17 protein-coding genes are annotated in these 13973 nt (G+C 63.9%); 7 read left to right on the top strand and 10 right to left on the bottom strand.

What is annotated here, in order from left to right; all coding sequences use genetic code 11:
- The first annotated feature begins 80 nt into the window (after positions 1 to 80).
- Complete coding sequence (locus HSDC_RS01095) at positions 81 to 1001, top strand: alpha/beta fold hydrolase (RefSeq protein WP_064698084.1); 921 nt, start codon at positions 81 to 83, stop codon at positions 999 to 1001.
- Positions 1002 to 1004: 3 nt separating this feature from the next.
- On the opposite strand, the gene HSDC_RS01090 is transcribed toward HSDC_RS01095, so the two are convergent.
- Entirely contained in the window at positions 1005 to 1844 is an 840-nt protein-coding gene (locus HSDC_RS01090; protein WP_064698083.1) for a fructosamine kinase family protein, read from the bottom strand.
- A gap of 126 nt (positions 1845 to 1970) precedes the next feature.
- On the opposite strand from HSDC_RS01090, the gene HSDC_RS01085 reads away from it, so the two are divergent.
- Positions 1971 to 2282, top strand: coding sequence for a YqfO family protein (locus HSDC_RS01085; RefSeq protein ID WP_064698082.1), 312 nt, complete (start codon positions 1971 to 1973; stop codon positions 2280 to 2282).
- Positions 2283 to 2392: 110 nt separating this feature from the next.
- Here the strand turns inward: HSDC_RS01085 and HSDC_RS01080 are convergent, their stop codons facing one another.
- On the bottom strand, positions 2393 to 2950 hold the full coding sequence (locus tag HSDC_RS01080; RefSeq protein WP_064698081.1) for an NUDIX hydrolase: 558 nt from the start codon (positions 2948 to 2950) through the stop codon (positions 2393 to 2395).
- 94 nt (positions 2951 to 3044) lie between these two features.
- Here HSDC_RS01080 and HSDC_RS01075 point away from each other — a divergent pair, with 94 nt between their 5' ends.
- Complete coding sequence (locus tag HSDC_RS01075) at positions 3045 to 3665, top strand: CoA pyrophosphatase (protein WP_137055160.1); 621 nt, start codon at positions 3045 to 3047, stop codon at positions 3663 to 3665.
- Complete coding sequence (locus HSDC_RS01070; RefSeq protein ID WP_064698079.1) at positions 3662 to 4312, top strand: 2OG-Fe(II) oxygenase; 651 nt, start codon at positions 3662 to 3664, stop codon at positions 4310 to 4312. The genes HSDC_RS01075 and HSDC_RS01070 overlap by 4 nt, the downstream gene beginning before the upstream one ends.
- Positions 4313 to 4317: 5 nt before the next feature.
- On the opposite strand, the gene HSDC_RS01065 is transcribed toward HSDC_RS01070, so the two are convergent.
- From HSDC_RS01065 to HSDC_RS01030, 8 genes are all read right to left on the bottom strand, one after another.
- A complete protein-coding gene (locus HSDC_RS01065; protein WP_082919907.1) occupies positions 4318 to 4770 on the bottom strand; it encodes a GNAT family N-acetyltransferase in 453 nt (150 codons plus the stop codon).
- Between the two features lie 2 nt (positions 4771 to 4772).
- Positions 4773 to 5630 (bottom strand): MOSC domain-containing protein, encoded by an 858-nt coding sequence (locus HSDC_RS01060; protein WP_064698077.1) that lies wholly within the window; start codon positions 5628 to 5630, stop codon positions 4773 to 4775.
- A 75-nt stretch (positions 5631 to 5705) separates the two neighbouring features.
- Entirely contained in the window at positions 5706 to 6401 is a 696-nt protein-coding gene (locus HSDC_RS01055) for an aspartate/glutamate racemase family protein (protein WP_064698076.1), read from the bottom strand.
- A gap of 54 nt (positions 6402 to 6455) precedes the next feature.
- Entirely contained in the window at positions 6456 to 6908 is a 453-nt protein-coding gene (locus HSDC_RS01050; RefSeq protein WP_064698075.1) for a GNAT family N-acetyltransferase, read from the bottom strand.
- Between the two features lie 152 nt (positions 6909 to 7060).
- Positions 7061 to 7837: an enoyl-CoA hydratase-related protein gene (locus HSDC_RS01045; protein ID WP_064698074.1), complete on the bottom strand. Its 777-nt coding sequence runs from the start codon at positions 7835 to 7837 to the stop codon at positions 7061 to 7063.
- 121 nt (positions 7838 to 7958) lie between these two features.
- Positions 7959 to 9746 (bottom strand): acyl-CoA dehydrogenase family protein, encoded by a 1788-nt coding sequence (locus tag HSDC_RS01040; protein WP_064698073.1) that lies wholly within the window; start codon positions 9744 to 9746, stop codon positions 7959 to 7961.
- Between the two features lie 67 nt (positions 9747 to 9813).
- Entirely contained in the window at positions 9814 to 11208 is a 1395-nt protein-coding gene (locus HSDC_RS01035) for an MFS transporter (protein WP_064698072.1), read from the bottom strand.
- Between the two features lie 159 nt (positions 11209 to 11367).
- Positions 11368 to 12006: a class I SAM-dependent methyltransferase gene (locus HSDC_RS01030; protein WP_064698071.1), complete on the bottom strand. Its 639-nt coding sequence runs from the start codon at positions 12004 to 12006 to the stop codon at positions 11368 to 11370.
- A 39-nt stretch (positions 12007 to 12045) separates the two neighbouring features.
- On the opposite strand from HSDC_RS01030, the gene HSDC_RS01025 reads away from it, so the two are divergent.
- From HSDC_RS01025 to HSDC_RS01015, 3 genes are all read left to right on the top strand, one after another.
- Positions 12046 to 12426 carry a glyoxalase/bleomycin resistance/extradiol dioxygenase family protein gene (locus HSDC_RS01025; RefSeq protein WP_064698070.1) on the top strand — a complete coding sequence of 127 codons (381 nt, stop codon included), beginning with the start codon at positions 12046 to 12048 and terminating at the stop codon, positions 12424 to 12426.
- Between the two features lie 89 nt (positions 12427 to 12515).
- A complete protein-coding gene (locus HSDC_RS01020; RefSeq protein ID WP_064698069.1) occupies positions 12516 to 12893 on the top strand; it encodes a DUF4870 family protein in 378 nt (125 codons plus the stop codon).
- A gap of 3 nt (positions 12894 to 12896) precedes the next feature.
- On the top strand, positions 12897 to 13829 hold the full coding sequence (locus HSDC_RS01015; protein ID WP_064698068.1) for a lysophospholipid acyltransferase family protein: 933 nt from the start codon (positions 12897 to 12899) through the stop codon (positions 13827 to 13829).
- Positions 13830 to 13973 lie beyond the last annotated feature (144 nt).

Genomic DNA, 13973 nt, shown 5'->3' with positions numbered 1-13973 from the left:
TTTTCCGTTTCGCCAGCACGCCTCATCGTACCGACTAAGCTGCAAGACAGCGTAGCGCAGACCAACAAGGACGCCACACCATGGATGCATTGACCCTGCTCAAGGTCCGGGAACTGGAAATCGCCGTGCGGGTATGGAATCCGGACGCTCCTCGCACCGTCATCGCCTGGCATGGCCTGGCGCGGCATGGGGGCGACTTTGACGACTTCGCACGCCAGTTGGGTCCCGAGTGGCGCGTGCTGGCACCGGACACTCCCGGGCGAGGGCTTTCCAGCTGGTCGCTCTATCCTGCCCACGACTATCTCTACTCGCATTACATGACAATCGCCGAGGCGGTGCTGGATCATTTCCAGCTCGAACGGGTGGCCTGGGTCGGCACCTCCATGGGCGGCCTGCTGGGTTTGCTGCTGGCCGCCGACAAGGACACCGCTTCGCGCATCGATAGATTGGTGCTCAATGACGTCGGCCCCGAACTCGAAGCCGATGGCATGACCTCGCTGGCCTCCTATTTCGCCGTTCCTCATCGCTTCACCCGGTTCAGTGAGCTGGAGGCCGAACTGCGCCGCCATTACGCCGACTTCGGCATCGAGGACGACGATGCCTGGCGGCGACTGGCGCTGAACAGTGCCCGCCGACTCCCCGATGGCAGCTGGACTCACCACTTCGATCCCCGCATCGGTGAGCAATTCATCCATGACACGCCGCGCGATCTCTGGAACGATTGGCGTGCCATTCAGTGCCCTGTCATGGTGGTACGCGGTGGCGCTTCCACGCTACTGAGCGCCGAGAGTATAGACAAGATGCGCGAATCACGCCCCGACCTGGTCAGCCTGGAAGTGCCCGAATGCGGCCACGCCCCCATGCTCGATCGCCCCAGCCAGGTAGAACCGATCCTCGACTTCCTGACTCGACCCATGGAGACCTCATCCCCGAACGACGCCTCCCGGGCACCCTGGTGGCGCCGGCTGTTCGGGCAACGTCGGGCATCGGCGGCAGAGTGACGTTCAGCCGTTCTCTACCCGACCAACCGCACGCTCGACGCCGCCACGATAGGCGCCACCGAACAGCAACAGGTGATTGAGCAGCGGATACAGTTGAAACAGCGCCTCGCGACGCGGCCAGTCATCGGGCATGGCACCATCCCAGTAGGCTGTGAAGAAGGCCTCTCCCGGCGCGCCGAACAGCGTCAGCATGGCCAGATCGACCTCGGGATAGTGCCGATGGATCGCCGGATCAATGATGGCCGGCCCGCGACGCGTGAACATCACATTGCCCGACCATAGATCGCCATGCACCAGACTGGCGGGCTGCGAAGGCAGCCAGCTCTCCAGGCCATCGGCGACACGCTCCAGCCTGGTGCACAAGCGGCCATCGAGCAGCCCCTTGTCATGGCAGGCACGAGCCAGCGGCAGCAAACGTCGCTCACGCTGGAAAGCCCGCCCATCCTCGAGGGGCGCATTGGGCTGGGGGGTGGCGCCACAGGCATTGTCGCGATGCCAGCCATGCGCCGTTCGCGTCACGCCGTGCAGTTCGCGCAGCCCCTCACCCAGGACCGTTTCGTCTCTTCCGGCGCGTCCGGCGCTCTCCAGCGCCTCCATGACCAGCCAACCCTCGCCTTCCCCCAGTACCTCGGGCACCACCAACCGCGTTGATGCCTGACGCAGGACGCGCAAGCCCTCCGCCTCGCCGGAAAGTCGCTCGGGGTCGTCACGCTTGATCACCACCGGCCCCTGATCGGTTTCCAGCCACGACACCGCCGCGATATCGCCACCGCCCAGCGGGCGAGGCTCGCCGCGGGGCGATAGATCGAGAGACATCAGAAAATCACGCCATTCGGTATCCATGATCCCGCTCCCTTCGTCTCGTCGAGCACTTGTCCAACATCAGCCAGCGGCTGGCTTGGGCCGATGCCTTGCCAGACGCTGTTTCAGCCACGAGGATGGACCCGAACCACCCGAGGAGGACATGCCATGTATAAACTCGCTTTCTTCGTTCCCGAGGAAGATGCTGAAGCCGTCAAGGAAGCCATCTTTGCCACCGGCGCAGGGCGCATCGGCGACTACGAGGCATGCTGTTTCCAGACCCGGGGCACCGGACAATTCCGCCCGCTGGACGGCGCCGATCCGCATATCGGCCAGGTCGGCGATCTGGAAAGGGTCGCCGAACTCAAGGTCGAGCTCGTCTGCGACGACGCGCTCATCCACGATGCCGTAGCGGCACTGCGGCAAGCCCATCCCTATGAGGAGCCAGCGTTCGACGCATGGCGCCTGGAAGACATTTAAGGCAACAGGCTTTGGGACAACAGGCGTTGCATGGCCCACGCGAGCACCTCGTCCGCGCCGTCCTGGGTGAAGCCATCCGAGCCTGTCGCGTTCCGACCTGTCGAAAGCCGTCAGGCCGAGCCGAAATAGCGTTCGCGATCCTCCGGCGTGATATCGCTGACATGCAATGGGTAGTTTCCCTCGCGACGATCATCGCAAAAGTGGCGCAGCGTCCGTTCGATAGTGGGAAAGGCCAGCTCGTCCCAGGGAATCTCCCACTCCTCGAACAGTGCCACTTCGAGACTCTCCGGGCCGGCATCGAAGCTGCCTTCGAGGTCGGCCAGAAAGATCATGTAGACCTGATCGATATGCGGCAGGTTGATCAGCGTATAGAGGCCATGCAACGCCACCTCGGCACAGGCTTCTTCCCGCGTCTCGCGCGCCGCGGCCTCCAGGGTGGTCTCGGCGTTCTCCATGAAGCCGGCCGGCAATGTCCAGTAACCCTTGCGCGGCGCGATGGCACGACGGCACAGCAGGATCCGTGAACCGCTGACCGGCAGCGTCCCGGCGATGATACGCGGGTTCTGATAATGAATGGTTCCGCAGGCGTCGCACATATAGCGCGGCCTGTCGTCCCCTTCGGGAATGGCGAAGCGGACCGGCTGGCCACAATGGCTGCAAAAATTCATGGTCCTCCCTGACGAGCCGGCGACATGCTCCCGGCCCGGACTTGACGCCGCGCTCGGCGACTGGGTACAAGGGGTGAAACCCGACGGAAAGACCATGTTAGAGAAACTCCGTGAGCGCCTGCAAGCGCATGCCCCTCGTCGCCTGCAGCTCGACCTGCCCCGGGCCGCCGTACTGATTCCCGTGGTGGCTCGCCCGGAACCGACGCTGCTGTTCACCCGCCGCGCCGCGCACCTTGCCACCCACAGTGGCCAGGTCGCCTTCCCCGGCGGCAAGCGCGAGCCTGAAGATCCCGACCTGTTGTCCACCGCCCTGCGCGAATCACGGGAAGAGATCCGTCTTCCCACCGAACGCGTGGAGATCCTCGGAAGGCTCTCGGACGTCGTCTCGTTGCACGGCATCCTGGTGACGCCCTTCGTCGGCGTGATCCCCCCGGACCTGCCGCTGACACCCGATCCACGCGAGCTGGATACCATCTTCGAGGTCCCCGTGCGCCACTTCCTCGAGGACCAACGCACCCATACCGACGTGATCCGTGTCGATGAACGTGACTATTACGTGCCCAGCTACCGCCAGGACGAGCATGTCATCTGGGGGTTATCGTCGATGATGCTGGTGGAACTGCTGGCCGAGGGCTTCGATATGCCGATCAGCCTCTTTCATCGCCCCGGCGGCGAATTGCGACACCATCCTGCACGCCGGATGTCCGCACCATGAACGACACGCCACGACTTCCCGAAGCCCGCCTTGGCGAACTGATCGATGGCCTGGTCACCCAGGGGTGGTATGTCGGCACCGCCTTTCTCCCCGACGCCCTGTGCGAGGCCTTGCATGCCGAACTCGACGACATGACGGCACGCGACGCCCTGGTGGCCGCCGGCATCGGCCGTGGCGACAACCATCATCTGCGACGCGATGTGCGCGGTGACGCCATTCGCTGGCTGGATCGCGAGAGCCAGGCCCAGCGGCGTTATCTCGATGCCATGGGAGAACTCCAGCAGGCCCTGAACCAGGCGCTGTTTCTAGGCCTGTTCGAGTACGAGGCTCACTTTGCCCACTACCCGCCCGGCGCCTTCTATCGGCGCCATCTGGACAGCTTCCGGGGGCGCGCCAATCGCGTCGTGTCCACGGTCGGCTATCTGACGCCCGACTGGCCGTCGGATGGTGGGGGCGAAATGGTCATCTACTCACCGGACGACGAGCGCGAGGTGGCTCGGGTCCGGCCCGAGGCCGGCACCTTCGTGTGTTTTCTCGCCGAGACCATCCCCCATGAGGTGCTGCCAACCCGCTGGCCCCGGGCCAGTATCGCCGGCTGGTTCCGCCGCAATGCCTCGCTTGGGGGCATGATCGACCCCGCTCGCTGACTGCCTCAGGAGCTATCGGCATGGCGGCCCACGGGCAGCGCCATGCCGATGAGGGGCGGCTCGCGCACGAGGGTCTCGAACCCGTGCTGCCGATAGAGACGCACGGCCGGGCTGTCCTCGAAGACCTTGAGGCGAATGGCTCGAATGTCTCGGGAGCATGCCAGCGCCTTTACCTCGTTCAGCATGCGACCTCCCCAGCCCCGGTCGCGATGTCCGGCGACCACCTGCAGGTCCTGAAGGTAAATTCGGCCACCGTTCTGCCATAGGCGCAGGTAACCGATGCGCTCATCGCCCATCCACAGCAGACGATTCTCCCCCGCCTCCCAATCGGCGGCGAAGCGGGTATGGCACCAGTCGATGCCATGTCGCCGGTAATACAGCGACATGTTCTCAAGGACCAAAGCTGCTGCCCAGGCGCGTTCCTCCTGATGGGCCGGCACGAGTGACCATCTTGCCATGCTCAGCTATCCGCACGCCGCCTCGAGACATTCACCCGATCGCCCACGCGCAACTCTCGTCCCTCGCCGGCCAGCAGAATGGCGTTCTGCCCGAAGAAGGCGCCTTTCCAGCCCGGCTGGGTTGCCATCTCGACCAACGTCTTGAGCGGTTCCTTGGGTGTGGGGGCGTCACCGGTCCGCTGATCCTGGGTGATGATCTTGCAACGCTTGCAGGGCTTGCGCAGCCCCAGGCGCACCTCCTCATTACCGAGCTCATCCCACTCCCGTTCGTCAAAGGCCGCTTCACCTTGCACCACGATATTGGGACGAAACCGGCTCATCGGCACTTCATCGAGCCCCTTGTCGAGGAGTCGCGCATTCAGCGCCGCGAGTGACGCCTCGGACGTCACCAGAAAGGAGTAGCCGTCGGCGAAGCCGGTCTGGGCACTCTCACCACGCAGATAATCGGACTCGATGTCGCGACGCTGGTCATCGGGAAAGCGCACCAGCCTCAGGCGACTGCCGCCAGGGCGGCCGAGTACCTCGGTCAACCAGTCGGAGGCCCTGCTTCCCTCGTCCAGCGCCTCGCAGACCTCCTTCCAGATGCGCACCTCGAGGCGCGGTGCCACCTCATTGCGCTCAAGCTCGATGACCAGGGGCTCGGCGGCGTCGGCATGCTCGAGAATCAAGGCGTGCGATTCGAGCCTTACCACCACTTGGGCCATGGCCGGCAGTTCCCGCTGGGTCACGAAACGGTTGTCATCATCGACGACCATCCAGTGCCGATCGAAGGCGAACCCGCGGGCAGTGATCGACGCCGCCTCCAGGCCGATGCCTCGCAATGACTTGACCGGATAGATGTTGAGCTGAGTAATGCGCACCTTGCCTCTCCCTTGGCGAATTCGTGATCCCTTACTCTACCAGCGCCAGCCCGGCTGCTCACCGCCGGAAGCCCATCAAGCCTCGAGCGCCCGGGCAACGGCACTGGCCGCATGGATCGCCGTGGTATCGTAGAGCGGCAAGTCCGTATCCGTCTGATTGACCAGCAGGGCAATTTCGGTACAGCCGAGGATCACCGCCTCGGCGCCTCGTTGGTGCAACGTCTCGATGATGTCGAGATACCCGACCTTGGACGACGGCTCGATCCGCCCCTGACACAGTTCCTCATAGATGACCCGGTGGATCTGCTCCCTCTGCTCCTCCTCGGGCACCAGTACCTCGATGCCGAAGCGCTCGGTCAAGCGGGCCTTGTAGAAGTCCTGTTCCATGGTGAAGCGGGTGCCCAGCAGGCCGACACGCTGCATGCCGTCGGCCACCAGCCGTTCCCCGGTGGCATCGGCGATATGCAGCAGGGGAATGTCGATAGCCTCGGCCACCTCGGGTGCCACCTTGTGCATGGTATTGGTGGCGATCAGCAACATGTCCGCTCCCGCCATCTGGATATGGCGCGCCTCCCGAGCCAGGATGTTCGCCATGGCCTCCCAGTCCTCTTGGCGCTGCAGCGCCTCGATGTCGGCGAAATCGACGCTGACCATCACCACCCTCGCTGAATGCAGGCCTCCCAGCGACGCCTTGATGCCGGTATTGAGCGCCCGATAATAGCTCTCCGTGGACTCCCAGCTCATGCCACCCAACAGGCCGATGGTTTTCATCTCGCACTCCCCGATTTTCTGACCGAGTCATCAGGAGTCGCACTGATGACGGAATCACACCAACGATAGCGACATCAGCCCATAGTTGTCGCGAGGCGTGAATCCAATCTCTCGATAAAGGCATCGTGCACGGTCATTCGATCTTTCCACTTCTAGATGCAGAGCAACAACCCCGTTTTCCTGCATCGTCTGCGAAAGCTCCGTAAGAGCAGCCCTGCCCGCCCCCCGACCACGTGCTTCAGGGATGACATACAATTCATCGATGAAGGCATCGCGACCGGCAAACTCGATCGAATAGCCGAAACAGACCACGAGGTAACCGATCAGACCTTCCTCTGCATATATCAGAAAAATATACCCGTAGTGACGGGCGTTCAGCAGCGTATTGACCGCCTCAGAGCGCCTTTCTTCTTCGAGCGTCACACCTTCTTCAGCATGAAAGGCACGTACCAACTCAAGGACGGCATCCAGATGATGAGGTTCGGCACGTTCAAGCTTCACCACCATAGCCCCTCCCGTCATCACCTTGACGGTACTTGTCCCGCTGACTGCTTTTCTCTTCCGTCACGCGCCTTCGAGGACACGCCAGGCCATGACAACATCAACCAAACGGCCACGACATCTCGCCGTGGCCGTCCGGGACAACTTGCCGGCAATGGCTAGCGGAAGTTCGGCTTGCGCTTCTCGACGAAGGCGCCCATGCCCTCGGTCTGTTCTTCGCAGGCAAAGCACAGCGCGAACAGGCTGTTTTCCAGCGCCAGGGCACTGTCCAGATCCTGATCCAGACCATCATGCACGGCCTGCTTGGCGCTGCGTACCGCTTGCGGTCCGTTGCCGCCGAGCTGCCCGGCCAGCTCGTCCGCGTAAGCCTCCAGCTCATCCTGGGTCATGACACGATTGACCAGCCCGATGCGCAACGCCTCGGCCGCATCGATCTTGCGGCCGGTCGTCACCAGGTCCAGCGCCATTGCCGGCCCGACGCGCCTCGGCAAGCGCTGCGTCCCGCCGAACCCGGGAATCACGCCGAGCTGCACTTCGGGCTGGCCGAAGATGGCATTGTCGCTGGCTACCGCCCAGTCACAGGCCAGTGCCAGCTCGCAACCGCCGCCCAGGCAGAAGCCGTTGACCAGAGCCACCACCGGCACCGGCAACGTCTCCAGACGCTTGATGGTCCGCAGTGCCTGGCCGGCGAAATCGCGAGCCTGCTGGGGTGACTTGCCGCGCATCTCTGTGATGTCGGCACCGGCCACGAAGGCCTTTTCACCAGCCCCGGTGATCAGGACGGCACGCAGGTCATCGCGCCCCTCGAGATCGACCAGAAGACGTTCGAGCTCGGCGATCACCTCGCTGTTCAAGGCATTGAGCGCCTTGGGGCGGTTGATGGTCAGGCGCACGATGCCGGCATTGTCCCGCACCTCGATCAAGGATTCGCTCATGGTAGCTCCTCATGTTGTGAAACGACGATGCTTCGCCCCAACCCTAGCGAACGCTAGGTTGGGCGGCAATCATTCCTTTGGGTGGGCCACCGGAGCTACCACACAGAGCAACAAAGGGGGGTCAATCGATATCCGGGACGTAGTGTGTCAGGCCATCCACGCCGGCCTCGATCACGGCACGTTGGGCACGACCGACCGGCAACCAATGACGCAGGGCGTAGTCGGCGGCAGCCAACTTGGCGCGATAGAAGGGATCCGTACTGCCGTCAAGCAGTGCCGCCTCGGCCACCAGGGCGGCACGTCCCATCTGCCAGGCACACAGGACATGGCCGACCAGCGAAAGAAAGGGCGTGGCGAAGGCCTGAATGGCATCTTCGCCATGCTGGGTATCACGACTGCTCTCCAGCACGGCAGCCATGGCAACGCGCAGGTCGGCTGCCCCACCGGCCAGGCTCTCGCCAAGCGCCACCAGTTCCTCGCGCGCGGCCAGTGCCGACGCCGTGGCTTCAACATCATCGATCAGGGCGGCCAAGGCAGCACCGCCATCACGACCCAGCTTGCGACCGGCCAAGTCCAGGGCCTGGATACCATTGGTCCCCTCGTAGATGGGCGCGATGCGTGCGTCGCGCAGCAACTGAGCGGCGCCAGTCTCCTCGATGTACCCCATGCCACCATGAACCTGTATCCCCAAAGAGGCGATCTCCACGGCCTGATCGGTAGAAAAGGCCTTGACCACCGGGATCAGCACATCGACCCGAGCCTGGGCTCGTCGCCGGGCATCGTCTTCCTCGACATGACGCGCCTTGTCCATCTCCGACGCGCATGTCAGCGCCAGGGCGCGCAGGGCATCGGTTCGCGCGCGCATCGACAGCAACATGCGCTTTACATCGAGGTGCTCGGCGATCGCGCACTCCTCGCCGCTGCGGCGCCCCTGGCGACGCTCCCGGGCGTAGGCCAACGCCTGCTGACAGGCTCGCTCGGCCACCCCGATGCCCTGGATGCCGACCTTGTGGCGCGCGGCATTCATCATGGTGAACATGTGGTTCAACCCGCGCCCCGGCTCGCCGACCAGATACCCGATGGCACCTTCCCGCTCACCGAAGCTCAGCACGCAGGTCGGTGACGCGTGAATGCCCATCTTGTGTTCCAGGGAAGCGCAGACAACATCATTGCGTTGACCTGGTTCACCGTCGTCATCGACAAGGAACTTGGGCACCAGAAACAGCGAAATGCCCTTGTTGCCTTCGGGTGCGTCGGGCAGGCGCGCCAGCACCAGATGCAGGATATTCTCGGCGCAATCATGCTCGCCCCAGGTGATGAAGATCTTCTGGCCGGTCAGGCGGTACGTGCCGGCTTCGTCAGTCGGCTCGGCCCGGGTGCGCACCCGGGAAAGGTCGGAGCCAGCCTGGGGCTCGGTGAGATTCATCGTGCCTGTCCAGCGCCCCTCCACCAGCGGCGCCAGATAACGCGCGCATTGCGCCTCGTCGCCATGCTGTATCAAGGCCTCGATGGCACCGGCGGTCAGCATCGGGCACAGCCCAAGGGCCATGTTGGCCCCATGCAGCATTTCCTGCACGGCACTGGCCACTACCTCGGGCAACCCCTGCCCGCCATGCGCCTGATCGACACCGATACCGTTCCAGCCTCCCTCGGCGTAGGCTCGGTAGGCGTCGGCAAACCCCTCCGGCACGCTCACGCCACCGTCATCACGGCGTACGCAGCCCTGGCGGTCGCCGCTGGCATTCAGCGGTGCCCACACTTCCCCGGCGAGACGCGCAGCCTCCTCGAGTACCGCTTCGACCAGGTCGGCCCCCACCTCCTCGAAACCGGGTAGCGACAAAGCCTCGTGTTCCAGCAGTTCCTCGAGTACGAAACGATGCTCACGAACGGGGGCGATATAGGGGGTCATGACGACTCCTCGACAGAAAGGACTGAGGCACGAGCTTATTTTCACATCGCCTCATGAACCATTATGCCTAGGTCGCAACCTTCGAGCCGTTCCGCTCCATGCCGGCCGCCGGCTCGTCCTCGTAGTAGGCAATATGGGCCTCGTCGGGCGGTGGCGGCCCCACCAAGGGCTCGGCCACCGCCACGTCAGGCACAGCATGGGAAAGATCTTCCACATGTTCGTGCTCGAGGGCACCCTGTACCCACTCGTCGGTCACCGCCAGTTCGGCGCCCACGGCACTGAGCGGCGTGGTGGGCGAAAAGGGAGCCACCGGCACCGGCGCCGGACGCACACTGCGCCGCCAGCCGAAAAAGCCAACCAGCCCGACGCCCAACACTCCCAGACACCAGAAGAGTCCTTCGTCTCCCAACACCGACATGACCGGCGAAATCACCGGTGGACTCAGGGTCGACCCGATCGCATTGATCAGCAGCAGGCCCTGGCTCATGCGCACCAGGGCACCGGCGGGGGCGCGGTCGGCGGCATGGCCGACCGCGACTGGATACAGCGAGAACACCCCGCCGCCAAGCAGGAACAGCAGGGCCGCCAATCCCCAACCGCCCAGCGGCAGCCAGAGGATGCCGGCAGAAATCAGGGCGCAGGCCGCCCCCATCAGGATCAATACCATCTGCCGGTCATGGCGATCCGACCAACGGCCTACCGGATACTGCAGCAGCATGGCCCCGAGCACTACCACCGCCATCAGTTGGCCGACCCGGTCGACACCATGGCCGATCCCCTGCAGATAGAGCGGCAACAAGGTGTAGATCGCCGCCACCGCCAATCCCGAGCCAAAACTGCCCATCACGCCGGTGGGGGTCAGGGTGATAAGGCGCAAGGGAGACAGCGGCTCCGCCTTCTCCAGCAACGGCGTCACCCGAGGGATCATCGCCATCGGCAGTACCGAGAGCGCCGCCAGCATGCCGATGATCATGAACGGTGCCGTGCTGCCTATCGACTGGGTCACGCCGAGCATCAACTGTCCCACCACGCCCGCGCCATACATGGCGATCATGTAAAGCGCCAGCAAACGGCCCCGGGACTTCGCTTCGCCGGCAGCCAGCAACCAACTCTCGATGACCAGGAAGACGCCGACCGTGGCCCAGCCACCGATCAGGCGAAACACGAACCAGCCCACGGGGTCGACAAACAGCCCCTGCAGGAGAACGGTCACCGCCACCAGGGAAGCGAAGCTGCCATAGGCACGGATGTGGCCGATCGCCAACAGCAGTCGGTCATTGAACAGCGCACCCAGCGCCAGGCCGATGAAATAGGCCGAGGACACCCAGCCGATGACCTGTGGCGAATAACCGGCGGAATCCAGCCGCAAGGTGGTCAGGGTGGCCAGCGACCCGTTGCCGATGGCAAGGATGAACAGCCCCAGCAACGGTGCCAGGACCATGAACAACAGATGCCGTGACATGAAGGACTCTCGTGGCAGGGAAGGAAGGGACGCCACGATCTGCAGCGTATCGCGACGTCGCGCGGACTATACGCTCATCCCCTCGACCGGCCAATAGGTTTCCACTGCCCCTGTGGTTAATTTCCCTTTCAATAACGGCAGGTTATCAAATGCGCCCGGTTACCCTTTCTGCAACAGCACAACATCATCGGCAGGAAAACATGGGTGCAGGCCGAAGCGTTTTCCCAACCACCGGAATGTCGACTCGGAAAAGAAGGCCACATGGGTAGGGTCGCGGATATAATGCCAGCCGGCAAACGCCTCTCGCGAGCGCACGCGCTTGGTCATCAGGCCCAGCCAGCCACCGGGTTTCAGATGCGCGACCAGCCGTTCGAACTCCCTCCCCGGCGCGGCGAGGTGCTCGACGACCTCGGTGGCCGTGATGAAATCGTAGCGCCCTTGCCATACCGTCTCGTCCGGCGCGTAGAAGGGATCGAAGATCGTCATCCGGTGTCCCGCCTCCTCGAACATCAGCGACAAGGTCGGCCCGGGCCCCGATCCGAAGTCCAGCCCTTGCGCCGCGGGCGGCAGGCGCGCGACTAGAGGCGTGAAGAGCCGTCCCAGGAAACGCCGGTATCCAGGATCATCGGGTCGATTTTCGTGGCAATCGTAGACGGCCTTCTCCTCGGCCGCAGACAGATGTTGCCCTGCGGGCACGAAAACGAGCGTGCAATGTCCACACCGAAGGTAGGTACGTTCGTTTTCGCGGTGATAGACGCCCGTATCGGGCGAGGCGCATAGCGGACACGTCTGCATCATCGTATTCTTTTGTCAGAGACACCGTTCAAGGAGACATGCATGCTGTCAGGTCTGGACCATCTGGTCATCACCGTGACCGATATTTCCCGCGCCGTGGACTTCTACAGTCGGGTTCTCGGGCTCGATGTACGCTATCGCGACCGGGAACGCGTCGACCTGATGCTCGGCGACATGGCACTGCGCCTGCACTGGACCGCCACCGATATCGAACCCCGCGCCGCCACGCCGACACCGGGCAGCCTCGACCTCTGCCTGCGCAGCCAGTTGCCCCTGGACGAGATTCAGCGCCACCTGGAAGCCCTGTCGGTGGATGTGGAGCTTGGCCCCGTCAAGCGACAGGGGGCCAATGGCGAGCTCGAGTCCCTCTACCTGCGCGACCCGGACGGCAACCTGCTGGAAATCAGCCGGCCGCTGCGCTGACATGCCCCTCGCCCGGTGGCATCGATCGCGGTGCAAGGTATCATGAACCAGGCAACCATCACTTCTCACCCACCCTTCAAGGATGACCGATGAACGAGAAAGCGCCCCACGATCCCGTGGTCGTCGAATCCAATCACAGACCCGATACGACCATTCCCATGGTCATCTATGCCCTGCATCTGGCGGGTATCGTCACCGGCGGGCTGACCTCCCTGGTCGGCGTGGTGATCGCCTACGTCTATCGCGGCAAGGGGCCCGACTGGCTCGACGAGCACTACCGCTACCAGATCCGCACCTTCTGGATCGGTCTGCTCTACTTCGCCGTCTCCGGCCTGCTGACCTTCATCCTCATCGGTTTCCTCACCTGGCTGCTGGCGGTGATCTGGCTGGTCATCCGCTGCGTCAAGGGCTTCAAGGGGTTGCAGGAACACCGCAAGCCGGAAAACGTGGATACCTGGCTGGTCTGACCCATGGCCGCATCCGCATCATTCGCCGAACGCTTCAAGAGCCGGGCGGTCGCCACGCTATGGCGTATCCTGTCCGGCTGGCAACCTGCTTCGCTCTGGCGGCTGGCCCGTCTGGTCGGACCACTGATACAACATGTCAGCCAGCGCGAGCGGCGAGTCACGCGCATCAACCTGGGCCAGGCCTATCCCGAACTCGACGAGTCCGCACGCCGGCAACGCTCCCGGGACAGCCTGGTGCATTCCAGCGCCACCATGCTCGAACTGGGCTTCGCCTGGCTGGGCGATGCCCGCCGCGTTTCCGACTCAATCCAGGAAGTGCACGGCCGGGAATTGCTCGACGACGCGCGTGACCGGGGACAGGGCGTCATCGTCCTGGCGCCGCACTTCGGCAACTGGGAAGTGCTCAACTTCTGGCTGTCGAGCCACTTTCCCTTCACGGCGATGTACGAGCCACCCAAGCTGGCAGCGCTCGACCCTATCATCCGCCGGGGGCGCGAGCGTCAGGGGGCACGCCTGGTACCCACCAACCCTCGCGGCGTGGCCGCCCTGCTCAAGGCCCTGAAACGCACCGAGGCGGTCGGCATCCTCCCGGACCAGGAACCGGGATGGGGCAGCGGTGTCTTCGCGCCCTTCTTCGGGCGCCAGGCCTACACCGCCACACTGCTGCCCAAACTGGTGGCCCGCACCGAAGCTCGCGTGGTCACCGGGGTGGCACGCCGCCTGCCCGGACGCGGTTTCGCCATCCACTTCCTGGCCGCCGACGAGCGTGTCTACGACAGCAACGAGGCAACCTCCGCCGCCGGCGTCAATGCCAGCGTCGAGGCGGCCATTGCCCTGGACCCGGCTCAGTATCAATGGGAATACAAGCGCTATCGCAAGACACCCGAGGAGGCCGAACAGCGCCCGGACTGGAAACGGTTTCGCCTCTATCGCTGATCCAGGGAAATCAGGAACCATCCTGGCGACGCATCGACAAAGGTAGGACAATGCAACAGGCTCGAGGCAAGCGCCGCGAGTGACACCTCACCCAAGGCATCCATGACATCACAAGAAGCTCCGGGATGACCTGAACCTCCTGGC

The organism is Halomonas caseinilytica, from assembly GCF_001662285.1.
GTDB lineage: Bacteria > Pseudomonadota > Gammaproteobacteria > Pseudomonadales > Halomonadaceae > Halomonas > Halomonas caseinilytica.
The sequence above is the reverse complement of the archived record's forward strand: the minus strand, read 5'-3'. Positions and strand labels throughout refer to the sequence as shown.

Coding starts and splice junctions, on each gene's coding strand:
- HSDC_RS01020 (WP_064698069.1), top strand. CDS start 12,516: ATGAACGAGAAAGCGCCCCACGATCCCGTGGTCGTCGAATCCAATCAC.
- HSDC_RS01095 (WP_064698084.1), top strand. CDS start 81: ATGGATGCATTGACCCTGCTCAAGGTCCGGGAACTGGAAATCGCCGTG.
- HSDC_RS01080 (WP_064698081.1), bottom strand. CDS start 2,950: ATGAATTTTTGCAGCCATTGTGGCCAGCCGGTCCGCTTCGCCATTCCC.
- HSDC_RS01025 (WP_064698070.1), top strand. CDS start 12,046: ATGCTGTCAGGTCTGGACCATCTGGTCATCACCGTGACCGATATTTCC.
- HSDC_RS01070 (WP_064698079.1), top strand. CDS start 3,662: ATGAACGACACGCCACGACTTCCCGAAGCCCGCCTTGGCGAACTGATC.
- HSDC_RS01030 (WP_064698071.1), bottom strand. CDS start 12,006: ATGATGCAGACGTGTCCGCTATGCGCCTCGCCCGATACGGGCGTCTAT.
- HSDC_RS01085 (WP_064698082.1), top strand. CDS start 1,971: ATGTATAAACTCGCTTTCTTCGTTCCCGAGGAAGATGCTGAAGCCGTC.
- HSDC_RS01015 (WP_064698068.1), top strand. CDS start 12,897: ATGGCCGCATCCGCATCATTCGCCGAACGCTTCAAGAGCCGGGCGGTC.
- HSDC_RS01035 (WP_064698072.1), bottom strand. CDS start 11,208: ATGTCACGGCATCTGTTGTTCATGGTCCTGGCACCGTTGCTGGGGCTG.
- HSDC_RS01055 (WP_064698076.1), bottom strand. CDS start 6,401: ATGAAAACCATCGGCCTGTTGGGTGGCATGAGCTGGGAGTCCACGGAG.
- HSDC_RS01090 (WP_064698083.1), bottom strand. CDS start 1,844: ATGGATACCGAATGGCGTGATTTTCTGATGTCTCTCGATCTATCGCCC.
- HSDC_RS01065 (WP_082919907.1), bottom strand. CDS start 4,770: ATGGCAAGATGGTCACTCGTGCCGGCCCATCAGGAGGAACGCGCCTGG.
- HSDC_RS01045 (WP_064698074.1), bottom strand. CDS start 7,837: ATGAGCGAATCCTTGATCGAGGTGCGGGACAATGCCGGCATCGTGCGC.
- HSDC_RS01040 (WP_064698073.1), bottom strand. CDS start 9,746: ATGACCCCCTATATCGCCCCCGTTCGTGAGCATCGTTTCGTACTCGAG.
- HSDC_RS01075 (WP_137055160.1), top strand. CDS start 3,045: ATGTTAGAGAAACTCCGTGAGCGCCTGCAAGCGCATGCCCCTCGTCGC.
- HSDC_RS01050 (WP_064698075.1), bottom strand. CDS start 6,908: ATGGTGGTGAAGCTTGAACGTGCCGAACCTCATCATCTGGATGCCGTC.